Origin of the sequence: Bacteroides congonensis (genome assembly GCF_900130125.1) — a bacterium.
Taxonomy (GTDB): Bacteria; Bacteroidota; Bacteroidia; order Bacteroidales; family Bacteroidaceae; genus Bacteroides; species Bacteroides congonensis.
In genome coordinates this window covers 1,101,880-1,127,508 of record NZ_FQXY01000010.1, presented here as the reverse complement: position 1 = coordinate 1,127,508, position 25,629 = coordinate 1,101,880, and the positions used below count along the sequence as shown (strand labels likewise).

Sequence of the window (25,629 nt, the reverse complement as noted above, 5' to 3'; positions counted from 1 at the left end):
GATAAAAACAATATGAAACATTTGTTATATATAGCATGCATAGCGATATTGGGCATTACATTCAGTTGTAGTGACTGGACGGAAATGGAGCCTTTAAATTTTGATAAGCCGGAACCTACAGACGAATACTATGCCCAACTGAGAGCATACAAAAACACTGATCATCCGATTGCTTTCGGATGGTACGGAGCTTGGAGCGGAGTAGGTGCTTCTCTCTACACAAGTTTGGCAGGAATTCCTGATAGCGTAGACGTTGTTTCTATTTGGGGAAATCCTTACGGGCTTTCGGAAGCACAAAAAGCCGACTTGAAATATTGCCAGGAAGTAAAAGGCACAAAGTTTATGACTTGTTGTCTGCTAGGTTCCATCGGTAAAGGTTGTACTCCCCCGGAAGTAACCGCCAATTGGGCGGAAAACGGTTTCAGTTCCGCGGATGAAGCAGAAAAAGCTTTTTGGGGATATTCTGACGGTGCAGCAGAAGAACTTTACGAAAAAGCGATTCGTAAATACGCCAATGCAATCTGCGACTCTATTGACAAATATAACTATGACGGATTCGACATTGATTTTGAGCCGAATTTTGGTGCCAAGGGTGACTTGGTTAAAAATAATGCCCGTATGAAAATCTTCGTAGAAGAACTAAGCAAACGTGTAGGTCCCAATTCAGGTACCGACAAGATTCTGGCAGTTGACGGTGAACCGCAGTCCATGCCGAAAGAAACAGGAAAGCTCTTCACTTATTTTATTGTACAGGCTTACTATAGCACAGGTGACAGTGATCTGGACAGCCGTCTGAACCGCACAATCCGTAATTTCGAAGGCAACTTGACAGCAGAAGAAGTGGCTAAGAAATATGTAGTAACAGAAGATTTTGAAAAAGGCGGATATGCAACCAATGGCGGTAGAGAAGGTTTCAAAGACCGCGACGGCAACACCATGCCTTCCTTGCTCGGCATGGCACGCTGGCAACCCATTATCAATGGAGAGAAAGTACAAAAGGGTGGTATTGGTACATATCATATGGAATATGACTATAACAATGTACCCGAATACAAATGGTTACGCCAAGGAATACAAATTATGAATCCTTCTAAATAAAATCACATATTATGAGAAAAAATAAAATATACTCATTACTCATCGGATTGGCAGCATTGATTGCTTTAATCAGCTGCAAAGAAGAATATGAACCTATCAATAACCGGATTTATATCAGCGATGCTCTTACAAAGAATGTAAAAAAGGTTCCTGTCAACGTAGGTGAAATAACACAGACAAACTTCACTGTCCGTATAGCGGACAAGGTAGCCAATGATGTTCATGCTACTTTGATCGTTGATGAAACGATACTGAAAGAATATAATGAAAAAATGTCTGCCACTTATTCATTGCTGCCTACTGAAAGTTTTTCATTCGACAAAGACATTGTAATCAAAAGCAATACAGTGTCGGCTACTCCCACTGTAGTAACCATCAATCCATATGAAGCAGCAGAAGGTGTAAAATATGCCTTACCTATCAAAGTGGTAGGAGACGGAAGTGTGCAGGAAGAGGCATCAGGCTCTCAATACCTGCTCTTATTAGACAAACCTTGGTCGCAATCTACTCCATATCTAGGCAGCGGAAGCGGATTTAAATCCGACAGTGATTTTGACCCGATACCCTTGGACAACTTCACCATTGAATTTTGGCTATGGATAGACCGTCTCAATGTCACCAATCAAGCTATTGTCACCAATGACGCTTTTTATATTCGTATAGGTAACGATAACGGGCAGATCACGACCAAACAAATGCAAATCAACATTTTCGGTCCCAACGGAATGAATGAGAAACTGTTCTTCAACAAAGCCGATTTACAAGTAGAGACATGGACACACGTAGCGATGGCTTACGATCAAGAGAAGTGTTATTATTACCTCAATGGAGAAAAGGCTATGGAAATCGCAGCTACCGGAGTACCATATGCACACAACGGGATTACTTTCTTCGACCAAAGTATCAAAGCCAACCATATGATGGGACAGGCCCGCTTATGGAATAAAGTACTTTCGCAAGCTGAAATCCAAGAAAATATGACTGGACCTATTATGGCTAATACTCCGGGGCTGGTAGGCTATTGGAAAATGGATGAAGGAGAAGGAGATGTTGTGTATGACAGTACTAACAATGGTAGACATGCCACAAAAACATCCGCCTCACCTGTGTGGAAAGCTGATCAATGTTTCACGAAGAAATAACGACTCACTAAGTATTTTATAGTTTATCCGTAATAATAAGAAGGATATCTATATATATTTACTAACTTTGGACGCAGTTCAGACAAATTGTTGATATTATTTTTATCTTCATCCTGTCAAAACTGCGTCCATTTATTATAAAATTTCATTTATCTTTACTCTTTATCTAAATTATGAGAATACTTCCCTTCTCCCTTGCATCTGTCTCTCGTCTATCACTGGTCCTTTTGCCACCAATAGTTGCCGGATGCCAGCCGAAAACAAAGGAAACGCCTGCGCCGCAGCCAAATATACTCTTTATATTAACAGACGACTTGCAGGCTTCTTCCATTCATGCTTTGGGAAACAACGACGTGCACACACCGGCTATCGACAGTCTTATCGCCGAAGGTGTCACTTTTACAAATACTTATACCAACGGGGCTTTGTGCGGAGCCTTGTCAATGCCCAGCCGCGCCATGCTTATGACTGGGCGCGGACTGTTCAGCATCCAGGCAGACGGCATGAAAATCCCGCAGGCACACACCACCTTCCCGCAACAGTTCAAGCGGCATGGCTACCGGACTTTCGCCACCGGAAAATGGCATTCGGACTATGCATCGTTCAATCGTTCTTTTCAGGAAGGCGATAATATTTACTTCGGCGGAATGCATCCATACGAACTGAACGGACACTGCTCACCGCATTTGCATCATTTCGATTCTACGGGCGTGTACGGACCGGAAACGGCATTCACAGGAGAAGAGTTTTCTTCAAAGATGTATGCCGACGCTGCTATCCGCTTCCTTCAAAAGCAGAAAGACACCAAACGTCCTTTCCTCGCTTACGTCGCTTTCACTTCTCCGCACGACCCGCGCAACCAGCTTCCAGATTACGGTCGGAAATATGCTCCCGACACGCTGAATCTTCCTCAAAACGTTCTTTCCCGACACCCGTTCGACAATGGGGAGATGGAAGTACGCGATGAATTACTGGTACCCGCCCCACGGACAGGGGAACAGGTACAAAAAGAACTGGCCGATTATTATGGTATGATTAGCGAAGTAGACGTACAGATAAGGCGCGTCATGCAGGCACTGCAAGCAACAGGGCAGGCAGACAACACCATTGTCGTCTTTGCTTCGGACAACGGACTGGCAGTCGGCCGGCACGGGCTGCTAGGCAAACAGAACCTCTACGACCACAGTGTAAAAGTGCCGCTTGTCATCATAGCTCCGGCTTACAAAAACCGGAAAGGAGAACAAAACAGGTCGCTATGCTACCTGCACGACATTTCCCCGACCCTCTGCGAACTGGCGGGCATCCCCTTGCCGGAAAGCATGAATGCCCAGTCATTCTATCCCGTACTGGAAGATTCTACGGCAACTCACCGCAAAGACTTGTTCCTGGCTTACTCCAACCTACAACGGGCATTCGTCAACGAAGAGTATAAGTACATTATCTACCACGTAAACGGAAAAACGACGGAACAATTATTCAACCTTCGGAAAGACCCGTTGGAAATGCACGACTTATTCTCCGAGAATAAGGAAGAAGCCGGAAAACTGAAAGAGCAACTGGCTTTCCGTATGGAAGAGGAAAATGATTTCTGCGATTTGGACAACCCGGACTGGTGGCAGGACGGGCACAAACTTACATTTGAGGAAATGCAACACTTATATATTTATGAATAAACTGATACTTACCGGCTTGTTGGCAGCCGGAACAATGACACACATCCAGGGCGTCCAACCAAACGGACAGCAATCTGCCGGACAAGAGAGCCTGCAAGGAAGCCAACAAGGGAATCAACAAAAAAGCCGACAGGAGAACCAACAAAAGAACGGGAGTGATAAAGGCCAGCGCCCCAATATCCTTTTTATCCTGAGTGACGACCATACCTCCCAAGCATGGGGTATCTACGGCGGAATCCTGGCCGATTACGCTCACAACGAGAATATCCGCCGATTGGCAAACGAGGGCGTAGTGCTTGACAACTGTTTCTGCACCAACTCCATCTCCGCCCCCAGCCGCGCCAGTATCCTCACCGGGCTATACAGCCACCGGAACGGGCTTTACACGCTAGCCGACTCGCTGGACACTTCCATCCCCACACTGGCAACCGCCCTGCAAGCCAACGGCTACAACACAGGACTTGTCGGCAAATGGCATATCCAGTCGCAACCACAAGGGTTCGATTATTACTCTATCTTCTACGACCAGGGAGAATACCGCGACCCTACTTTCATCGAAAGCACCGACCCGTGGCCGGGCAACCGCCGGTTTGGTGAGCGTGTACTCGGCTTTTCCACCGACCTTGTCACCGAAAAAGCCATCAACTGGATAAAGCAGCAGGACAGCAACGAACCTTTCCTGATGTGCTGCCACTTCAAAGCCACCCACGAACCATACGACTACCCGACGCGTATGGAGCACCTTTATGACGGTGTCACCTTCCCCGAACCGGAGAACCTCTTGGACTGGGGGCCGGAAACCAACGGACGCTCTTTCGTCGGACAAACCATCGAAGAACTGGAGCGTCGCTGGAGAACCGCCTCGAAAGACCCGGACAAATGGTGGTGCCGTTACCCCGGACTGCCGTTCAGCACCGAAGGGATGCAACGGACTGCCGCCCGACGCGCAGCTTATCAGAAATTCATCCGCGACTATATGCGTTGCGGAGCTACCGTAGACGACAATATCGGCAAACTTCTGAAAACTCTCGATGAAATGGGTATTGCCGATAACACCATCGTTGTCTATGTCTCCGACCAAGGCTATTTTCTCGGCGAACACGGATTTTTCGACAAACGAATGTTTTATGAAGAGTCAGCCCGCATGCCTTTCGTCATCCGCTATCCTAAAAAGATTCCCGCAGGGAAACGCCTGAAGGACTTGGTACTCAACGTCGACTTTGCGCCGACACTGGCCGAGTTTGCCGGAGTAAAGATGGAGAATGTACAAGGACACAGCTTCACCGGCAACCTCGAAGGAAAAACTCCGACCGACTGGCGGAAAGAAATCTATTACCGCTACTGGACGAACCATGCTGTCCGCCCGGCACATTTCGCCATCCGTTCCGACCGGTACAAACTTATATTCTACTACGCCAGGAATTTGGATATGACCGATACGGAAAACTTCGATTTCACTCCGGCATGGGATTTCTATGATTTACAGAATGACCCGCACGAGAATCATAACCTGTATAATGACCCGAAATACGCTTCTATCATCAAGCAGATGAAGAAGGATTTATTAAATCTTCGCAAGGAAGTGGGTGATACTGACGAGAAATATCCGGAAATGCAGGAAGCGCTTGAGAAGTACTATCAATAATTAGCTCATAACGGTACAGGAATGAACTAAATGATAATTTTTTAGCAGACAGACTAATAAATTTCTTTTTAGACATAAGAACATAAAAACAAAAGATGAAACAGTAGTAGTTTAATGACCGGCAGAAATAATTTTCCAAGCGCAGCCTTTATGTTCTTTTGTTCTTATGTCTAAATTAAATTCCCATTTAGCTCAAAACCGTACGGATTTGATTCATAATCGTACTATTATGAACTAATCTACCCTTATCTCATCCACAAACAGGAAAGGCCGTTCGCCCTCACCGGAGTGTCCTTTGGGAAGCCCTTTAAAAGGCACTGCCACCACTTTTACATAACGAGCGGATACCGTGTCAAAAGAGAGACGGTTCAGTTCGCTTCGTTTCTCCCCCATGGCATCCGTCGGTGCCTCATATGTCTGACGGGCTACCATCTCATATTTTTCTCCATCCGAAGAGACGAATACGGAAATAGACTGCGGCCCCATAATCCATGCACTCAAATCGGTCAAAGCGGAAACTTCCACCGAAGAAATAGACTGTAAAGACTCTAGGTCAATCACTGCACTCAAATCAGAGGAATGACACCCTACCCACAAACCTGTATTATGGAAGTTTATGCTCCGAATCCCGTCTACCAAAACTTTTCCGTTCTCTCCCTGATAACGCTCGGAAGGAGCATTCAATAACCGGACAGGGCGGAATGTCGCTTTATTCACGACCACCTCTTTTGTCAGTTCATCACTGGAAAGCCCGTTGGACAAATAAGAGATAGCTTTCAACGTACAACTTTTATCTACCCGGATAGGATTCTTATACAAAGAGCCGGATTTCGTAGGTATGCTGCCGTCCAGCGTATAATAGATTTCCGTATCAGGCAGACTTTCCATTGAGATTTCAAGGCTTTTATCAGCAGGAATAGATTTATAAGTGGCGGAAACTGTAAAGAAATGCTTTGCATAATCGTAGCCTAGCCGGGTATAACAATCTAAAAGCATAGGCAAGCGATGCAGGAAACCGATATAAGCACCGCGTCTCCCTTCGCACCACGCAGCTTCGGCAAAAGCAGCCAGACGGGGAAGGAGCATATAATCAAGTAACGAATCACTGTTGATAAACGAAGTCCACAGGCAAGCTTCCGCGCCCAGTACCCTTTCTTTTTCAGCCGCCGTCAGTTGCGGAGAGAAGAAAGGCGTCTCAAAGACTTTCTTCATTTCTACCAGTCCGCCGGTCGCACGGGGTTCCTGTTCCGAGCTTATCGTTTGATAATGATTCAGGTACAGATGGGAATCTGCGGAAACAATCACAGAGTGCCCTTTGCGAAGGGCGGCGGTGGCACGTCCCAGCCCACGCCAGGACATAATGGTAACATCCCGGCTCAAACTATCGGTAAGTACTTCATCCCAACCAATCATCCGCTTTCCCAATCCACGCAGATAACCTGCTATTTCTTCATTGAAAGCATTTTGCAGAAACTCCTCTGCCGTATGCCGGCCGATGTCTTTCAATCCGTGCTTCGCGATTGCCTTCTGGCAAGCGTTGCACTCCTTCCAACGGTCTTTAGGCACTTCGTCACCTCCGATATGGATAAACTGCCCCGGAAATAAGCCGGCAACTTCTTTCAAAACGTCCTTTACAAAGGGAAGGGTAAAGTCATTCCCTACGCACATCACATCCTTATGAACGCCACCCGCTTCCGTAGCCACTTCATAAGCCTTCCCCGTACAGCCCAGTTGCGGATATGCCGCTAATGCCGCTTGTGTATGTCCGGGCATATCTATTTCCGGAATAATCGTTATAAATCTTTCGGTAGCATAAGCCACTACGTCCTTTATATCTTCCTGTGTATAGTAGCCACCATATCTGTCCGTCCCTCTCCATGCACCGACTTCGGTCAGCTTCGGATATTTTTTTATCTCTATCCGCCATCCTTGGTCGTCTGTCAGATGCCAGTGAAAATGATTCAGACGGTGAAAAGCCAACAAGTCAATATAGCGTTTCACCTGCGCAACCGAGAAAAAATGACGGCTCACATCAAGCATGGCTCCCCTGTATGACAGAGAAGGATAATCTTCCAACGCCACAGGGGGAAAACTCAGTTCCTTTCTTTGCACGGCTGCTTCTCCCGCTGCTGTCGGAAGCGACAACTGCCGCAACATCTGAACCGCATAAAAAGCTCCCGCCAGGTCTGCCGCTTCAATTACCATATTATCTTCCGTGACTTCTAATTTGAATCCCTCTTTTCGTAGCAAGGGATTCTTTTTGAAGATAATTTCATTAGAACGCAGCAACTTCTTTGTCTTTCCAACAGCCACCGAATATCCGGTACTTTCCGAAAGACAGGCAGCCAGCAAGTCCGCAACAGATTTCCATTCGGGATGATTCCCCGAATAAAGCACCCTTGTCTGTCCATTCACGATGAATGGAGCCCCTTCTTTTTCCACTACCGACACAGGTTCGGGAATTAAGTTCCGATAGGAAACCGATGCCATTGAATCCACAGCGAAAAGCGAGAAAACTCCCCAAACTAACAGGATAATTAATATAGGTGAAGATAATGTATCCCGACAGATATTGACTTTAATCATATACTTTCCGGATTTATTTGGCAGCCTTGCCCGACTTGGCGGTTTTATTCGACGTGGCAGTCTTCTCTGATTGGATAGTCTTATCCGATTTACCGGCTTCCCTTCTCGCTTTTCCCTGATGTCCGGTCAGGTCGTCTCCCAGTTCTTCACGCCATGCGTCAGCTTCCCTCATCAAATCCTGTACTACTTCCGAATGCTGGGTAATTACATTCACACGCTCACCCATATCCCGTCGCAGGTCATACAGTTCGCACTCCTTAACTTCACCCTGCCCCAATTCTCCGGGAAGTCCGTCATTGCCGGGCACCTGGCTGTCATAAGACACATATTTATGAGGAAACACCAGTTTATAGCTCCCGTCGGTAATCGCTTCCAACGAATTCTTATGATAATAGAAACAAAGATATTTGCGCACCGCAATCGTAGGGTCGACCGTCAACGTGGGCAGCATACTCACCCCGTCTATCTTCTTTTCAGGCATTTTCGCCCCTGCAATCTCTACCAAGGTCGGCAGAATATCAATATTGGAATACAGACTATTGCATACACCGGACGGTTGGATTTTCCCTTTCCAATAGAAGAAACAAGGTACGCGTGTACCGCCATTGAATGTATTCGCCTTTGCTTCCCTCAATCCGCCGGACGAACCGGCATGGTTGCCGTAATTAGCCCACGGGCCGTTATCCGAAGTGAGAATCACCAGCGTATTGTCCTCAATCCCTTCCTCACGGATAGTCCGCAGGATTTCTCCCACGCTCCAATCCAACTCCATCATCACGTCTCCGTACAAGCCTTGCTTGCTCTTTCCCTTAAACTTATCGGAAACCGCCAACGGTACATGAGGCATCGAATGCGCCAGATACAAGAAGAACGGTTTGTCATTTGCATTCCGGTGAATGAAATCGACCGCATAATTCGTGTAATCGGTCGTCAACCGCGACTGGTCGGTATTATAGCCGATAATATCATTCCCTTTAATTAAAGGAAGGTCGGGAAACTTATATTGAGGATGGTTAGGCCACATATCATTCGAATAAGGCAATCCGTAGTATTCATCGAAACCATGCTGAAGCGGCAGGAATTTCCGCTCATCTCCCAAATGCCATTTTCCGAAGATAGCCGTAGCATACCCCTTATCACGCAGCAACTCCGCCACCGTCTCTTCCTGCTCATTGATGCCATAAGGCGAACCCGGATTCAAGGCATAGGCAAACCCGATACGGTTCGGATAGCATCCCGTCATCAACCCTGCCCTCGACGCGCCACTGATAGGCTGAACCGCATAAAAGTTGTTCATTGACATCCCGTTGGCAGCCATCCAGTCGATATGCGGAGTCTGATAACCGATTGCCCCCCGGCAGGAGAAATCACCGTTCCCAGCATCGTCCAAATTAATAAGAATAATGTTTGCAGGCTTTTGGGCGATAGCCTCGGCAGACAACATAGCCATGCCGGCCATAGCCAATAAAACGTTTTCGTTTTTCATAATATAATCGCGCATTTAGTTATAAATATACATTTCACTATAATAAAGACAATCATATAAAGCTTTTCACTAAAACATAAATGTAAGAAATAGTTTCATTTTCCGCAAAAAAGCTTATCTTTGTTCCCCGAAGATAACAATTCATGAAATAAAACTCATGCCAGGAGATTCTTTTTGCATACAATATACAAACTGTGAAGGATGCCCCAGAGCCACTGAAAATATCCTTGTACATCGGAACTTACCAAAAGGAGAGCATATCCCGAAAGATAAGTGTACGCAAAACTGTATGCTTTTTATGATAAAAGGCGAACTGCTTATTAATAGCGAAGAATATCCGGGAAATACACTGCGTGAGAAACAGTTTATCCTGCAAGCTATCGGCTCGAAGATAGAAATGCTGGCACTTACAGATGTCGAATACATTGTGTTCTGGTTCAATGAGCTGCCTCTGCTTTGCGAGGAACGTTATAAAGAAATATTGGAACAGACAGAAACACCTCTGACCTATACTCCATTGATTATGAGCGAAAGGCTCTATCATCTGATTACCAGCATGCCCGAATTTCTCAGTGAAGAAGCCCCTTGCAGCAAATATATCGAGCTGAAATGCAAAGAACTGGTTTTCCTGATTACCAACTTCTACCCGCTACCGCAGTTAAGCGCTTTCTTCTACCCGATAAGCACTTACACGGAAAGTTTCCACTACTTTGTGATGCAAAACTACAGTAACGTGAAAAACGTGGAAGAGTTTGCACATCTGGGGGGCTATACGACCACCACTTTCCGCAGGCTTTTCAAAAACCTCTATGGCATGCCCGTGTACGAATGGATACTGGAAAAGAAACGCGAGGGCATCCTCGAAGACCTGCAACACACTAAAATGCGCATCACAGAAATCTGCAACCGATACGGATTCGATTCCCTGTCCCACTTTGCACACTTCTGCAAAGACTCTTTCGGCGACACTCCCCGCGCGCTGCGTAAGAAGGCAGCCTGCGGTGAAAAAATCGGAAAGATTGCCGATTAAGGAATTATTTCTTTAATTCCTTGCTCAATCAATCTATTTCCCCTATTTTTGCAGTCTGTAAGAGGTGTAAAACGTCGAAATTTTAGTTCTAACAATTAAATAATTTAAATTCAATCATTTATGTGGTTAAGTAATTCATCTGTAGGAAGGAAAGTGGTGATGAGCGTTACCGGTATCGCCCTTGTCCTGTTTCTAACATTTCACATGGCGATGAACCTGGTTGCAATCATCTCGGCTGATGGTTACAACATGATTTGTGAATTCCTGGGAGCAAACTGGTATGCGTTAGTGGCTACCGCAGGATTGGCTGCTCTTTTCATCATTCACATCATCTATGCGTTCTGGCTGACAATGCAGAATCGCAGAGCGCGTGGTAGCGAACGCTATGCAGTGACCGACAAGCCTAAAACTGTAGAGTGGGCTTCTCAAAACATGTTAGTGTTAGGTATTATCGTAATCGTAGGTCTTGGCTTGCACCTCTTCAACTTCTGGGCAAAAATGCAGTTGCCGGAACTGATGCACAACATGGGCATGCACGCTGACACGCTGACGCTGGCTTATGCCGCTAACGGCGCTTATCACATCCAGCAGACTTTCTCCTGCCCGGTTTACGTAGTTCTTTACCTCGTTTGGCTGTTTGCGCTGTGGTTCCACCTGACTCACGGTTTCTGGAGCTCCATGCAATCACTGGGATGGAACAACAAGGTATGGATCAACCGTTGGAAATGCATCTCCAACATCTACTCTACCGTTGTTGTACTCGGTTTCGCCCTCGTAGTAGTGGTATTCTTCGTGAAAACACTGATTTGCGGTGGTGCTTGCTAAATAGGATATTGTAAATGATTAAATTGTAAATAATATTATGATCAAGATAGATTCAAAGATTCCGGAAGGCCCAGTGGCTGAGAAATGGACTAACTATAAAGCTCATCAGAAATTGGTGAACCCCGCTAACAAGCGTCGTTTGGATATCATCGTTGTGGGTACGGGTCTGGCAGGTGCTTCTGCCGCTGCTTCACTCGGTGAAATGGGTTTCAGAGTATTCAACTTCTGTATCCAGGACTCTCCGCGCCGTGCACACTCTATCGCTGCACAAGGTGGTATCAACGCTGCAAAGAATTATCAGAATGACGGTGACTCCGTTTACCGCCTGTTCTACGATACGGTAAAGGGTGGTGACTACCGTGCCCGCGAAGCTAACGTATATCGTCTGGCTGAAGTATCCAACGCTATCATCGACCAATGTGTGGCTCAAGGTGTTCCTTTCGCCCGCGAATATGGCGGTACGCTGGACAACCGTTCTTTCGGTGGCGCACAGGTATCACGTACTTTCTACGCTAAGGGTCAGACCGGTCAGCAGTTGTTGCTGGGCGCTTACTCTGCACTGAGCCGCCAGGTAAACGTGGGTACTGTAAAACTGTACACCCGCTACGAAATGCAGGACGTTGTCATCGTTGACGGACGTGCCCGCGGTATCATCGCTAAAAACTTAATCACAGGTAAACTGGAACGTTTCGCCGCTCACGCCGTAGTTATCGCTACCGGTGGTTACGGTAACGCTTACTTCCTGTCTACCAACGCTATGGGTTGTAACTGTACGGCTGCTATCTCTTGCTACCGCAAGGGGGCTGTATTTGCTAACCCTGCATATGTTCAGATTCACCCGACTTGTATCCCGGTACACGGTGACAAACAGTCCAAACTGACTCTGATGTCCGAATCTCTCCGTAACGACGGTCGTATCTGGGTTCCGAAGAAGAAAGAAGACGCTGTGAAACTTCAGAAAGGTGAAATCAAAGGAAGCGATATTCCTGAAGAAGACCGCGACTACTACTTGGAACGCCGCTATCCGGCATTCGGTAACCTCGTTCCGCGTGACGTTGCCAGCCGTGCCGCTAAAGAACGTTGCGACGCAGGTTTCGGTGTGAACAACACTGGTCTGGCTGTATTCCTCGATTTCTCGGAAGCTATCAACCGTTTGGGTATCGACGTTGTTCTTCAACGTTACGGCAACCTCTTCGACATGTACGAAGAAATCACTGACGTGAACCCGGGCGAACTGGCAAAAGAAATCAGTGGTGTGAAATATTATAACCCGATGATGATTTATCCGGCTATCCACTATACAATGGGTGGTATCTGGGTAGACTACGAACTGCAAACCACTATCAAAGGTCTGTTCGCTATCGGTGAATGTAACTTCTCCGACCACGGTGCAAACCGCCTCGGTGCTTCTGCATTGATGCAGGGTCTTGCCGACGGTTACTTCGTATTGCCTTACACTATCCAGAACTATCTGGCAGACCAGATTACCGTTCCGCGTTTCTCTACTGACCTTCCCGAATTTGCAGAAGCAGAAAAGGCTGTTCAGGCTAAGATTGACAAGTTCATGAAGATTCAGGGTAAAGAATCCGTTGATTCTATCCACAAGAAACTGGGTCATATCATGTGGGAATACGTAGGTATGGGACGTACGGCTGAAGGCTTGAAGAAAGGCATCGCCGCACTGAAAGAAATCCGCAAGGAATTCGAAACTAATCTGTTTATCCCTGGTTCTAAAGAAGGCATGAACGTAGAGCTTGACAAAGCAATCCGTCTGTATGACTTCATCACTATGGGCGAGCTTGTCGCTTACGATGCACTGAACCGTAACGAAAGTTGCGGCGGTCACTTCCGTGAAGAATACCAGACTGAAGAAGGAGAAGCAAAACGTGATGACGAAAACTTCTTCTACGTAGCATGCTGGGAATATCAAGGTGACGATGAAAAGGCTCCGGTATTGTACAAAGAACCGTTGGTTTATGAAGCTATCAAGGTTCAGACCCGTAACTACAAGAGCTAATCGGTGAAGTTAAACATTAAAAAGAATTAGAAGAAAATGGATAAGAATATATCATTTACACTGAAGGTATGGCGCCAGGCTGGCCCGAAGGCTAAAGGTGCTTTTGAAACCTACCAAATGAAAGATATCCCCGGTGATACTTCATTCCTTGAAATGCTGGATATCCTGAACGAACAGCTTATCAGCGAAAGAAAAGAACCGGTTGTATTTGACCATGACTGCCGTGAAGGTATCTGCGGTATGTGCTCTCTGTACATCAACGGACATCCGCACGGTCCGGCAACAGGTGCTACTACTTGCCAGATTTATATGCGCCGCTTCAACGACGGTGACACAATCACTGTTGAGCCGTGGCGTTCGGCTGGTTTCCCGGTTATCAAGGACTTGATGGTAGACCGTACTGCTTATGACAAGATTATGCAGGCTGGTGGTTACGTAAGCGTCCGTACGGGTGCTCCTCAGGATGCCAACGCTATCCTGATTGCAAAACCTATCGCTGACGAAGCTATGGATGCCGCTTCTTGTATCGGTTGCGGTGCTTGTGTAGCTGCATGTAAGAATGGTTCTGCCATGTTGTTCGTTTCTGCAAAAGTCAGCCAGTTGAACTTGCTGCCGCAAGGTAAACCGGAAGCTTTGCGTCGTGCAAAAGCCATGCTGTCAAAGATGGACGAATTGGGCTTCGGTAACTGTACCAACACCCGCGCTTGCGAGGCTGAATGCCCGAAAAACATCTCTATCAGCAACATCGCCCGCTTGAACCGTGACTTCATTATCGCGAAATTAAAAGACTAAAGACTGCTAGTTTTCGAGTTTGAGAGACAATTTGATTAATGACAGAATCCCCAGTCGGCATGCCGGTTGGGGATTTTTTTGTCAGCACCCATATCCTTACATTATGATATATAACATATCTATATTCGCATATTTTTGGGCATACAATTGACTATATGTCACAATTATCCTTTATATTTGTATATGTGAAGTTAACCAAAGAAAGAACGTTTAATACTGACTACAATGAAAAAGGAAATTAAGTTTAGTCTTGTTTATCGGGACATGTGGCAGTCCTCAGGCAAATATCAGCCACGGGTCGACCAACTGGTACGTATAGCTCCTTTAATTATTGAAATGGGCTGCTTCGCGCGAGTTGAAACCAATGGTGGTGCTTTCGAGCAAGTAAACCTGCTATATGGTGAAAATCCCAACAAAGCCGTCCGTGCCTTTACCGAACCTTTCAGAAAAGCCGGTATCCAGACACATATGCTTGACCGCGGATTGAATGCGTTGCGAATGTATCCCGTTCCCGCAGATATACGCAAACTGATGTATAAAGTCAAACATGCGCAAGGCGTGGACATTACACGTATCTTCTGCGGACTGAACGAGACTAGAAACATAATTCCTTCCATCAAATATGCTCTGGAAGCAGGTATGATACCGCAGGCAACGCTCTGTATCACTTACTCTCCGGTGCATACCGTTGAATATTACGCCCGGATTGCCGACCAGCTAATCGCTGCCGGTGCACCGGAAATCTGCCTGAAAGATATGGCAGGCGTAGGACGTCCGGGTATGTTGGGACGCCTGGTCAAGACCATTAAAGAAAAGCATCCTGAGATATTGATACAATACCATGGCCATAGCGGGCCGGGATTATCTATGGCTTCCATCCTCGAAGTCTGTGAGAATGGCGCGGATATTATCGACGTAGCCATGGAACCCATGTCCTGGGGTAAGGTTCATCCGGACATCATCTCCGTACAGGCAATGTTGAAAGACTTAGGCTTCCAAGTTCCCGACATAAATATGAAGGCATACATGAAAGCCCGTGCCATGACGCAAGAATTCATTGACGATTTCTTAGGCTACTTCATGGATACCACCAATAAATATATGTCCTCACTCCTGTTGAAATGTGGTTTGCCCGGCGGTATGATGGGTTCCATGATGGCAGACTTGAAAGGGGTACATTCCGGCATCAACATGATATTGAGAAGCAAGAACGAACCGGAGCTTAGTATTGACGACCTGCTTGTCATGCTTTTCGACGAAGTGGAATATGTATGGCCCAAGTTAGGCTATCCCCCTTTGGTGACCCCTTTCAGCCAGTATGTGAAGAATGTTGCCTTAATGAACCTTATGCAACTGGTAAAAGGTGAAGAACGCTGGACAATGATAGACAACCATACCTGGGACATGATTTTAGGCAAGAGCGGGCGTCTCCCCGGCACACTTGCACCGGAGATTGTGGAACTGGCCCAATCCAAAGGATATGAATTCGTCGATACCGACCCGCAGTTGAACTACCCGGATGCCTTGGATAACTACCGCAAGGAAATGGACGAAAACGGCTGGGAATATGGAGAAGATGATGAAGAACTTTTTGAACTGGCTATGCACGACCGCCAATATCGTGACTACAAGTCGGGCGTTGCCAAGAAACGTTTCGAAGAAGAGCTGCAACGTGCCAAAGATGCGTCCATGGTAAAGAACGGTTATTCGGAAGAGGAAATAAAGAAACTGAAACGTGCGAAAGCAGATCCCGTCATCGCTCCCGCCAACGGACAGGTACTTTGGGAAGTCTCCGTAGAAGGACCATCAACCGCACCGTTCATCGGATGCAAATACCAACACGATTCTGTATTATGCTACCTTTCCACTCCATGGGGAGAATACGAAAAGGTATTTACCGGATTTACCGGACGTATTGTTGAAGTATGTGCACAGCAAGGGGATAATGTCCATAAAGGAGATGTGATAGCGTATATCCAGAGGAGTGATATTTTCGCATGACAATCAAGAAGTAAAACAATCCCCTGCCGACAATGCCGACAGGGGATTTATTATGTTACACTCTTCTACAAAGTTCATACTAAGGTTTGGATAAATGCCAAGCGTCTTTCAGAATCATCATTCGGTATAAATAAAGTAAGATAGCTATCTGACATCAGCCACTTGTCTAGTTTCTTGTCATATTCAAAACTATCGTTACAATAATTAATATAATGTACAATATTAAGCAGATCATTGAGATAAAGGATAGATTGCTTACAAATGTCGTTATCAAAAACACATACTAAAGTAGCATCATCTACAACAATCTCAATGCCCTTGCTTGTTTCTTCTTTAAACAAATATTCATATACGCACATCTCTTTTCTAGAAAATCTTTTTCGAATATAATCACTTGTGTTATCTAAAACATTTCTGCCCATATAAAGTAAGTTCTCAAAGTGCAAATCTAAATTAGGAGTATCCATTTCATTATTATTATATCGTTATTATTCCAATAATAGTATCAAGCGCCTACAATCATATATGATTGCGAATATGCAAATATAAATACTTTTCTTTGGGAAACAATCATATATGACAGACTTTATGCTTAATAAACAAGAAACTTTAAATGAGATAGGTGCCCAAATAAGAAAATTACGAGAAAAGAAAAACCTATCTATCCAAGATTTTGCAGATAAACTTGAAATGGAATACAATAATGTTATTCGGATCGAGAAAGGAAGAACCAATTTCACAATTGGTACTCTTGTGAAAATTGCCAATACATTAGAAGTAAACTTAAAAGATATAGTATAACTATTTCAAGCAATTCTTAAATATACAGACTATTAACTATATACACAATTTTCCTGAATACGCTTATACTGTATGTATCAACAAAGAAATAACATATGAAAATTAACAGTAGCAGCAAAGAATTCATATACTAGCGGCAATATCATTTCTGACCTGCTAAATTGCAAGAAGCAATCCAGGCAAAATCAGGATATAACCACCTTATATTCAACGCAACAAACAATCATTTTTCCTTTTAAACCAATGAAGTGGTGCTTTTTCAGTGCTTATTCAAGCATATTTTTCCAAGATACAGCCTATTGTCCGATAGTAATAGATTACTTCCGGATTTATACGGATAGAATCAACAAAAAGTGCCACAGAAACATATCGTGTCCGATAACAGTGAAAATCAGTGAAAGAAATCAAAAGAGAAACAAATACAAAAGAATTATTTGGAAATTAATTCATGAAGACATACATTTGTCATGTGATTTTTTTCATAGTATTAGATTTAAGGTTAACAAAGGTTGGAGCAAGGCGTTGCTCCTTTTTTTATGCCTATACGCGCGCTAAGCCAGTAATTGGTACATTCCTCCTGCCAGCACACGAACCACTCCTTTCATTTCCAGTTCAAAAAGAATAGCATTCAACTTATGTACAGGAATATCCGCTTCTACTACGAGAGAGTTGATTTGCAGGTTTCCCTGTTTTTCCAAGATAGTAACTATTTTCTGTTCCTCATCAGACAGTTCGAGGAAAAGGCTACGTTGTACATTTACTTTTTCGGAAGGGGTTACCGGCATATTCCAGCCTATTGCCTGCACAAAATCTTCGGCAGATAACAGCAAAGAGGCCCTGTTGTCCCTGATTAGCAGATTACATCCTTTCGAGTATTCATCATTCACACGACCGGGAAAGGCAAAGCAATCACGGTGATAGCTTTCAGCAAGTTCGGCAGTAATCAGCGAACCGCCTTTCTCTGCCGATTCAATGACGATTGTAGCATCACACATACCGGCGACAATACGGTTACGGCTTACAAAATTATGACGGTCGGGATTGGTGCCGGACATAAACTCGGTAAGCAGCCCGCCTCTTTCAAGCATATCGACAGCCGTTTTCCGATGAACATAAGGATAGATACGATCCAAGCCATGTGCAAGGACACCTACTGTAGGGAGTTCATTAGCCAATGCTTCACGGTGTGCATGGATATCAATCCCATAAGCAAGCCCGCTGACCACCAGTACGTCAGGACAAAGCGTTTTCAAATCCCGCAAGAAAGAAGCACAGAGTTGAGTTCCATAATCCGTGGCATTGCGGGTTCCTACCATATTAATGATATGAAGGGAGTTTAAATCGGTATTTCCTTTAAAGAAAAGAACGACAGGAGCGTCCTCACACTCCCGCAAACGGGAAGGGTAAGCCTCGTCATGAAAAGTAAGACATGAAATCCGGTTCTTCCGGACAAATTCGTATTCCTGCTCAGCACGTGCAATAGCCTGTGGACAGTCCAATGCTTCCACCACCCGCCTACTTATTTCAGGAATACGTTCCGGCAGTTCTTTGCGCAACCGGAAAACATCAACGGCATTATCCATTCCGTCGATAAGGTGTTTCGCCCCAATATGCCCGATACCGGGCACCATTGTCAGGGCGATGCTATAAATTTGTTCTTCTTCGGAGCTGTTCATTTCAGGTAAGGAGCAAAGACGTTGTCAAACAATTCGCTGTCACTCAAACGTCCATTTACTACACATACCGTTTCAACAGTGGATTTCACTACTACTTTATTATCACTTTTGCGGAAGATATCCTGATAGAACACGTATTTGATACCTTCTTTCTTCATATATAGCTTGGATACAAACTCGTCCCCACTCTTCAGCGGAGTTTTGAAAGCCATATTGATACGCGCCACTACCGGGTCTACGCCCTGCTCGTGAAGTGCCGCAAAGCTCACGCCTACCGAAGTCAGGAATTCATGGCGTGTATGTTCCAGATAATGCTGATAATTGGCATTGTTCACGATGCCCTGAAGGTCGCATTCATAATCGCGTACCTTCATTTCCAATTCATAAATATAGTCCATTCAAATTGAGAATTAAAAATTGAGAAACAGCGGTTATCCTCTTTTCTGTTCGATATCGAGCCCTTTGAATCTCTTTAATTCTTCGGTGGATACCAGTTTGTACAATTTATCACTCGGACGTATCTTGTCCGACTTCATAGAGAAGTGTTCTCCTTTCTTTACCGTCTGCACCGGTTTCAGGTCGACACGCGCTTCATCCAAAGTCATGAAAACCGCACCGGTAGTCGGGCCTGTAATCAGCAGTTTATCACCGACACTCACTTCGGCAGCTTCTACCAGGAATTCGGAAACACCGATGTTGGAATAGTATTTAATGCCTTTACCCACATAGATTTTGCGTTCCGTTGCGGCAGAGCCATAATTGCGGGTCCATTCTCCCAAACGTTGCCCCAGATAATATCCATCCCAAAAACCACGATTGAAAACAGTTTTCAGACGTTCATCCCAAGCTGCAATCTTTTCATCGGTAAATGTACCTTCCAGATAAGCTTTAATGGCTTCTTTATAACATTCCACCACCGTACGCACATACTCAGGGCCACGGGCACGACCTTCAATCTTGAATACACGTACACCTGCGTCCATCATCTTATTCATAAAGTGGATGGTTTTCAAGTCTTTCGGCGACATGATATATTCATTATCAATATCAAGTTCTACGTCTGTCTCCTTATCACGGACAGTATAAGAGCGACGGCATACCTGCATACAAGCACCCCGGTTGGCAGAATGGTTCATCTCATGCAGGGAAAGATAGCACTTGCCGGACACTGCCATACACAATGCCCCGTGGCAGAACATCTCGATACGAATCTGTTCGCCACTCGGCCCGCAGATATGCTCTTCCTGTATCTGGCGGTAAATCTCCGATACCTGATCCAAGTTCAACTCGCGGGCTAATACCACCACATCGGCAAATTGCGCATAGAATTTTAATGCTTCCGCATTGGAGATATTCAACTGTGTGGAAAGATGCACTTCCTGCCCTATCTGACGGGCATAGTTCATCACCGCTACATCAGCCGCAATCACAGCCGAAATCCCCGCTTCCTTAGCTGCATCGACAATGGTGTGCATCAAAGGAATATCTTTATCATAGATAATGGTGTTGACCGTCAGATAACTTTTCATCCCGTGTTCATCGCACGTACGGGCGATTTCCCGCAAATCATCAATCGTGAATGTGTTGGCCGAACGGGCACGCATATTCAAGTTTTCTATACCGAAATAGATAGAATCGGCGCCTGCCTGAATGGCCGCGGCAAGGGATTCGCGCGAACCGACAGGAGCCATTATTTCAAAATCTTTCAAACTAAGACTCATAGAATATATACTTATTTGTATCAGTTAAGCAAATGAATGCGTACAAAGGTAGGCTTTTTTCCGTATTTTTGCAGCGAAAACAAGAAGTTACTTCAATCATAAACAGTAAATAGCAAAATCATATATGAAGATTAACCATATAGACCTGGGTGAACACCCTATCCTGCTCGCTCCCATGGAAGACGTGACCGACCCGGCCTTCCGCCTGATGTGCAAAAAGTTTGGAGCGGACATGGTATATACAGAATTCGTATCGAGCGATGCGCTCATCCGTGCCGTCAGCAAGACTGCGCAGAAACTGAGTATCAGTGACGAAGAACGTCCTGTCGCTATTCAGATATACGGAAAGGATACGGAGACAATGGTAGAAGCTGCCAAAATCGTGGAAGAGGCGCAGCCTGATATTTTAGATATTAATTTCGGATGCCCGGTGAAAAGAGTTGCCGGAAAAGGGGCAGGGGCAGGAATGCTACAGAATATTCCTAAAATGCTGGAGATTACCCGTGCCGTGGCAGATGCTGTGAAGATACCTGTGACAGTGAAAACCCGTTTGGGATGGGATGCTAATAACAAGATTATCGTGGATTTGGCGGAACAGTTGCAGGACTGTGGTATTGCAGCCTTGACCATACACGGTCGTACACGGGCACAGATGTACACCGGAGAAGCAGACTGGACACTGATAGGCGAAGTGAAAAACAATCCGCGAATGCATATTCCCATCATTGGCAACGGAGATGTGACTACCCCCCAACGCTGCAAGGAGTGTTTTGACCGTTACGGAGTAGATGCTGTAATGATTGGTCGTGCCAGCTTTGGTCGTCCGTGGATATTCAAAGAAATGAAACATTATTTGGAGACAGGTGAGGAACTGCCACCACTAAGCTTTGATTGGTGCATGGATGTTCTTCGTCAGGAAGTGATTGACAGTGTAAATTTGCTCGATGAGCGTAGAGGTATTCTGCACGTGCGCCGCCACTTGGCTGCAAGTCCGTTATTCAAAGGGATACCAAACTTCCGGGATACCCGCATTGCAATGCTCCGTGCAGAAACCAAGGAAGAACTGTTCCGGATATTTGAAACGATTTCCGAAAGGATGAATTCTTCGACCATAGCAGATAATTAGCAGATAATTAAATGCACACAGATAAGTTGCTTTTGGGGGTTCACTGTTTTCACCGCTATCGACAGTTCATGTTCTACTTATGCGAATCAGTAATTGAAAACAAATTCTCATTCATTTCCGCACCTATTTGAACATCGGCTGCGCAAACCACTTCTTAAACATCCAAGTTGCCACCACATACAACAGAAATGCGGAGAAGAATCCTACGATAGCATCAATGACATAATGCGCCTGAATATACACGGTAGCTCCACAAAGTAACATATAGAAAGGAATCAAGCAGACAAATAACCTCTTACTTCCACGCCAGGCCATAATCATCAGAATGGTAGAAATGCCGACATGTGAACTTGGGAATGCCGCTGTAGGGCGCTCGCCTACTTGCTGCGAACCTTCCACCAGATTATAAAAGAACCCGTGCTGATATCCCGGTCCGGGAAGCAATTCCTGATGGTGATTGAAATAATCACCGATAGCAGGGAAAATCCCTTTAGATACATTATCAAATCCAATGGCAGGAAAGTAGAATTGAGGGCCTGCAACGGGAACAAAGATATAAATCAGATAATATATAAAGAAAGAAGTGACAAGCACAAAAGACATCTTTTCAAACCACTCGAACTTATAGATGAAATAGAACAACGCCACAATCAACATCATCGGATAATAGAAGAAATATCCCATATTAAATGCTTCACTGACCAGAAGATGCGGGAATGTATGACAGAACCAGATGGCAGGTTGCCCGTTGAAAATAAACTGTTCGGCGGTAGCAAAGATATGATCCAAATTGGGAAAGAAACGGTTGAACTCAAAAGTATCCGGATACCAATAGGAAAGCAGACTCATCTGAATGACAATACGTACAAACGCCGAAAACTTACAAGGAGCGAGGCGGTAAAGATACATCAACAAGAAAGTCATCGCAGCAATCATAGCCCTATCCAGCAACATGTGCCATGGATGATCCATCCGCTGAAACAGGAACAGAATCAATATGGAAGTCAGCAGATTATAAATCAATGTAATCTTTTCCACAGCAAACAACCCTTTCCGGGTTTCTACGCGCTTAAATAAGTCTAAAGCCATCCTTCATTTTTATACCAGGCAATAGTTTCACGCACACCTCTCTCCAAATCATATTCGGGCGCATATCCCAATTCATTGATTGTGGGGGTTATATCACATTGCCAGTTGCGTTGTTTCATTATCTTATATTTATCAGAATTCAATGTGCTGCACTTTCTGGAACGCGTAGCAACGAATTCAGCGAGCAAAGATATAACTTTTAGCACAATTAACGGGCATTTCATATGAAGAACAAATGGATTCCCCAATTCTTTTTGTATCAGGTCCGAAAAAGCACGACTCTTATAGACCTTTCCATCTGTCAGGAAATACGTTTTTTGGGCAACTTTCTTCTCCATTCCCAAGAAGATAGCTTTCACAATGTCTTTCACATAAACAAAAGTCAGGTCTTGGCGCCGGAATCCCACTGAGAAATCAACATGCTTCTGAATAGATTTTGCCATCAGGAAATAATCCGATTCGCGAGGGCCATACACTCCCGTAGGACGATAAATGACATAGGGGAATCCGGGAATACTCTGAATATATAGTTCGGCTTTCAACTTGCTGAAGCCATAGGCAGTATTAGGAGCAGGAAGGTCATCCGCTTCTATCGGAGTGTAATCTTTCTCACGCACAGGGCCGAATACACTAAGCGTACTTATATATATGAACTGCTTTGGAACCATATTCAGGGCTTTCAACGTGTCAATAAAATATTTGGTCTGGAGATAATTGACATAATCAAAAGTCTTCTTGTCAGAGCATTTTGTCACACCGGCACAATGGATGATATAATCAAATTTGTTGTAAGTGCCTTTATGGCCGGAGAGTTGGGCACGAAGTTCATTGGGATGCGCAAAGTCCAGTTCCAGAAAATGAATTTTCCGGTTCTTCAGATACTGTTTGCTACTGGTAGAGCGGATTCCCGCCCACACGCCATACTTCCGTTTCAACGCTTCCTCAACGATGAAGCTTCCGATAAAACCGCTTGCGCCCGTAATTAAAATACTCTCCATTATTATTTTCTAGGTTCTGCGTGAATAATTGACTAAAGCATTCTCACCAAACATTTTTTGATTATGCCACAAAGATACAATAAATATAAAACAAAAAGCATTTTGTATTTCTCAATTATTATTTGTTTATTTGCAGCGCAATTTATTTACTATTCAACACTTTAAAGCACGTGGAAGATAAGGCAGATTTTGATTTTCTTTTTAAAGAGTACTATCCTCAACTTTATTATTACGCATTTCACTTGATTAATAATATGGAGGCTAGCAAAGATATCGTAAGCGATGCCTTCGAATTTATATGGGCCAATTACGCAAAAATAGATAAAGCCACTGCCAAATCTTATTTATACATATATGTCCGTAATAAAAGCATTGATTTCCTGAGGCATCAAAATACACATGAGCAGTATGTTCAAATCTACTCCGAACTAACTAAAAGTTATGTAGAAACGGAATATCAGGAACAAGATGAGAGAATGATGCACATCAGTAAGGCTATGGAAAAACTCACCCCACACACAAGACATATTTTAGAGGAATGCTATATCCAACGTAAAAAATATCAGGAAGTAGCGGAAGAACTGAATATCAGTGTCAGCGCAGTAAGAAAGCATATTGTGAAAGCTCTGCAAGTAATACGTGAAGAATGTGTAAAAAAAACATAAAGCAGGTGTCTTTATATAGGTGATTAAACGTAATATAGTAAGATTGATATAGAATCTGAAAGCAATGAATAAACATATTGACAATATAAACTGCACAGAGGAATCTGTAGAGAAAGCGCTCGACATCATGGAAAGTCCGGCGGAAATAAGCGACAAGCAATTACAAGAACTGTTTGAGGACGAGGAATGCCTGCAAACTTGCCGTGATATAATGGACAGCAGTCTCTTCCTGCAACAGCAAGATAGAACCAAACTACCTGATGTGGAAATGGAACTTAAGCGATTCAAAAAGAGAAAGTCCTCCTCACGCATGCGTTCTATTCTGTGGAAAACCGGAATCGGCATAGCCGCCATGGTTGCCGTTCTTCTAGGAACTTATTACTTTATTGACACCCTGACAACATCCCCTGTCGAGCCTATTACAGTTTTCACGGCCGATACCGCCCCCCAGCATATCATTCTACAAAAAGATAACGGAGAGAAAATTATGTTGGACGAACCACTATCCAATAATCAGGTTCATCACAAAACTATACCTGCAAAACCCGAAAAGAAAGAGTTAGATTACAGGCAAATCATCTCGAAAACGACACAGACTCATGTACTAACCGTCCCGAGAGGTGAAAGTTTCAAGGTCGTATTATGTGACGGAACAGAAGTATGGCTCAACGCCAATAGTAATTTTGTCTATCCCACAGCCTTTGTAGGTAAAGAGCGTGTTGTCACTTTAGAAGGAGAAGCCTACTTTAAAGTGACCAAAAACCCTGACCGCCCTTTCATCGTAAAAACCCCAACTGTTCAAACCAGAGTTCTTGGCACTGAATTCAATATTCGCAGTTACTCTCCCGAAGATACCCACGTAGTACTTATCAATGGGAAAGTGGAAGTCAGCAATACCCGGGGAGGTTCTTATACCAGACTTTATCCGGGAGAAGACGCACATCTGCAATCTGACGGCAACTTTGTGCTTACTGAAGTTGACCTGGATTCATATGTCTATTGGAAAGACGGTTATTTCTACTTTGATGATATCACATTAAAAGACATCATGCAAAGTTTGGGACGTTGGTACAACGTAAACATCGAATTCAGAAACAAAGAAGCGATGAACTATAAGATGCACTTCGTTTCCGACCGCTCCAAAGACTTGGAACACACCATTTCATTACTTAACAGAATGAAAAAAGTAACAGTAACCTTGCAAGGCAACACGCTTACTGTAGACTGATTTTTTATTGCATAAGTATAACAAATTCAT

The 25,629-nt window shown here is 44.5% G+C and carries 21 protein-coding genes; 13 read left to right on the top strand and 8 right to left on the bottom strand.

The annotated features are described in order from the left end of the window. Positions 1–12 precede the first annotated feature (12 nt). The 4 genes from BQ7997_RS15580 (at position 13) to BQ7997_RS15565 (ending at position 5,558) form a co-directional block, all read left to right on the top strand. Entirely contained in the window at positions 13–1,098 is a 1,086-nt protein-coding gene (locus BQ7997_RS15580) for a glycoside hydrolase family 18 (protein WP_022137659.1), read from the top strand. An 11-nt stretch (positions 1,099–1,109) separates the two neighbouring features. Beyond that, complete coding sequence (locus tag BQ7997_RS15575) at positions 1,110–2,240, top strand: DUF1735 and LamG domain-containing protein (protein WP_022137660.1); 1,131 nt, start codon at positions 1,110–1,112, stop codon at positions 2,238–2,240. Positions 2,241–2,413: 173 nt separating this feature from the next. After that, a complete protein-coding gene (locus BQ7997_RS15570) occupies positions 2,414–3,913 on the top strand; it encodes a sulfatase family protein (RefSeq protein ID WP_083589257.1) in 1,500 nt (499 codons plus the stop codon). Beyond that, positions 3,906–5,558, top strand: a complete 1,653-nt coding sequence (locus BQ7997_RS15565; protein ID WP_073347139.1) for a sulfatase family protein — start codon at positions 3,906–3,908, stop codon at positions 5,556–5,558. The genes BQ7997_RS15570 and BQ7997_RS15565 overlap by 8 nt, the downstream gene beginning before the upstream one ends. A gap of 234 nt (positions 5,559–5,792) precedes the next feature. On the opposite strand, the gene BQ7997_RS15560 is transcribed toward BQ7997_RS15565, so the two are convergent. Together BQ7997_RS15560 and BQ7997_RS15555 are read right to left on the bottom strand one after the other, a co-directional pair. Next, positions 5,793–8,144, bottom strand: a complete 2,352-nt coding sequence (locus BQ7997_RS15560; RefSeq protein ID WP_073347138.1) for a glycoside hydrolase family 20 protein — start codon at positions 8,142–8,144, stop codon at positions 5,793–5,795. A 13-nt stretch (positions 8,145–8,157) separates the two neighbouring features. Further along, a complete protein-coding gene (locus tag BQ7997_RS15555; protein ID WP_073347468.1) occupies positions 8,158–9,630 on the bottom strand; it encodes a sulfatase family protein in 1,473 nt (490 codons plus the stop codon). A gap of 157 nt (positions 9,631–9,787) precedes the next feature. Here BQ7997_RS15555 and BQ7997_RS15550 point away from each other — a divergent pair, with 157 nt between their 5' ends. From BQ7997_RS15550 to BQ7997_RS15530, 5 genes are all read left to right on the top strand, one after another. Continuing rightward, positions 9,788–10,660 (top strand): helix-turn-helix domain-containing protein, encoded by an 873-nt coding sequence (locus BQ7997_RS15550; protein WP_022138868.1) that lies wholly within the window; start codon positions 9,788–9,790, stop codon positions 10,658–10,660. A gap of 120 nt (positions 10,661–10,780) precedes the next feature. Further along, positions 10,781–11,485, top strand: coding sequence for a fumarate reductase (locus BQ7997_RS15545; protein WP_044654738.1), 705 nt, complete (start codon positions 10,781–10,783; stop codon positions 11,483–11,485). 37 nt (positions 11,486–11,522) lie between these two features. Beyond that, positions 11,523–13,502 carry a fumarate reductase/succinate dehydrogenase flavoprotein subunit gene (locus BQ7997_RS15540; RefSeq protein WP_073347137.1) on the top strand — a complete coding sequence of 660 codons (1,980 nt, stop codon included), beginning with the start codon at positions 11,523–11,525 and terminating at the stop codon, positions 13,500–13,502. A 36-nt stretch (positions 13,503–13,538) separates the two neighbouring features. Beyond that, on the top strand, positions 13,539–14,294 hold the full coding sequence (locus BQ7997_RS15535) for a succinate dehydrogenase/fumarate reductase iron-sulfur subunit (protein WP_004298485.1): 756 nt from the start codon (positions 13,539–13,541) through the stop codon (positions 14,292–14,294). Between the two features lie 225 nt (positions 14,295–14,519). Further along, on the top strand, positions 14,520–16,295 hold the full coding sequence (locus BQ7997_RS15530) for an oxaloacetate decarboxylase (protein ID WP_073347136.1): 1,776 nt from the start codon (positions 14,520–14,522) through the stop codon (positions 16,293–16,295). A 74-nt stretch (positions 16,296–16,369) separates the two neighbouring features. Here the strand turns inward: BQ7997_RS15530 and BQ7997_RS15525 are convergent, their stop codons facing one another. After that, a complete protein-coding gene (locus BQ7997_RS15525) occupies positions 16,370–16,762 on the bottom strand; it encodes a hypothetical protein (RefSeq protein WP_073347135.1) in 393 nt (130 codons plus the stop codon). Between the two features lie 109 nt (positions 16,763–16,871). Here BQ7997_RS15525 and BQ7997_RS15520 point away from each other — a divergent pair, with 109 nt between their 5' ends. Next, positions 16,872–17,096 (top strand): helix-turn-helix domain-containing protein, encoded by a 225-nt coding sequence (locus BQ7997_RS15520; RefSeq protein WP_073347134.1) that lies wholly within the window; start codon positions 16,872–16,874, stop codon positions 17,094–17,096. Between the two features lie 551 nt (positions 17,097–17,647). On the opposite strand, the gene dprA is transcribed toward BQ7997_RS15520, so the two are convergent. The 3 genes from dprA to BQ7997_RS15505 are packed head-to-tail and all read right to left on the bottom strand — an operon-like array spanning position 17,648 to position 20,493. Further along, complete coding sequence (dprA, locus tag BQ7997_RS15515) at positions 17,648–18,772, bottom strand: DNA-processing protein DprA (protein ID WP_073347133.1); 1,125 nt, start codon at positions 18,770–18,772, stop codon at positions 17,648–17,650. Next, a complete protein-coding gene (locus tag BQ7997_RS15510) occupies positions 18,769–19,170 on the bottom strand; it encodes an acyl-CoA thioesterase (RefSeq protein ID WP_022138673.1) in 402 nt (133 codons plus the stop codon). Before BQ7997_RS15510 ends, dprA begins: the two co-directional genes overlap by 4 nt. A gap of 33 nt (positions 19,171–19,203) precedes the next feature. After that, entirely contained in the window at positions 19,204–20,493 is a 1,290-nt protein-coding gene (locus BQ7997_RS15505) for a peptidase U32 family protein (protein WP_073347132.1), read from the bottom strand. Between the two features lie 124 nt (positions 20,494–20,617). Here BQ7997_RS15505 and dusB point away from each other — a divergent pair, with 124 nt between their 5' ends. Next, positions 20,618–21,619: a tRNA dihydrouridine synthase DusB gene (gene dusB / locus BQ7997_RS15500; protein ID WP_073347131.1), complete on the top strand. Its 1,002-nt coding sequence runs from the start codon at positions 20,618–20,620 to the stop codon at positions 21,617–21,619. Positions 21,620–21,742: 123 nt separating this feature from the next. On the opposite strand, the gene BQ7997_RS15495 is transcribed toward dusB, so the two are convergent. Further along, on the bottom strand, positions 21,743–22,708 hold the full coding sequence (locus tag BQ7997_RS15495; protein ID WP_073347130.1) for a phosphatase PAP2 family protein: 966 nt from the start codon (positions 22,706–22,708) through the stop codon (positions 21,743–21,745). Beyond that, positions 22,699–23,706 (bottom strand): NAD-dependent epimerase/dehydratase family protein, encoded by a 1,008-nt coding sequence (locus BQ7997_RS15490; protein ID WP_073347129.1) that lies wholly within the window; start codon positions 23,704–23,706, stop codon positions 22,699–22,701. The genes BQ7997_RS15495 and BQ7997_RS15490 overlap by 10 nt, the downstream gene beginning before the upstream one ends. Positions 23,707–23,876: 170 nt before the next feature. Between BQ7997_RS15490 and BQ7997_RS15485 the strand changes: the two genes are divergently transcribed. Further along, positions 23,877–24,371 (top strand): RNA polymerase sigma-70 factor, encoded by a 495-nt coding sequence (locus BQ7997_RS15485; RefSeq protein WP_073347128.1) that lies wholly within the window; start codon positions 23,877–23,879, stop codon positions 24,369–24,371. Positions 24,372–24,435: 64 nt separating this feature from the next. Next, positions 24,436–25,599 carry a FecR family protein gene (locus BQ7997_RS15480; protein WP_073347127.1) on the top strand — a complete coding sequence of 388 codons (1,164 nt, stop codon included), beginning with the start codon at positions 24,436–24,438 and terminating at the stop codon, positions 25,597–25,599. Positions 25,600–25,629 lie beyond the last annotated feature (30 nt).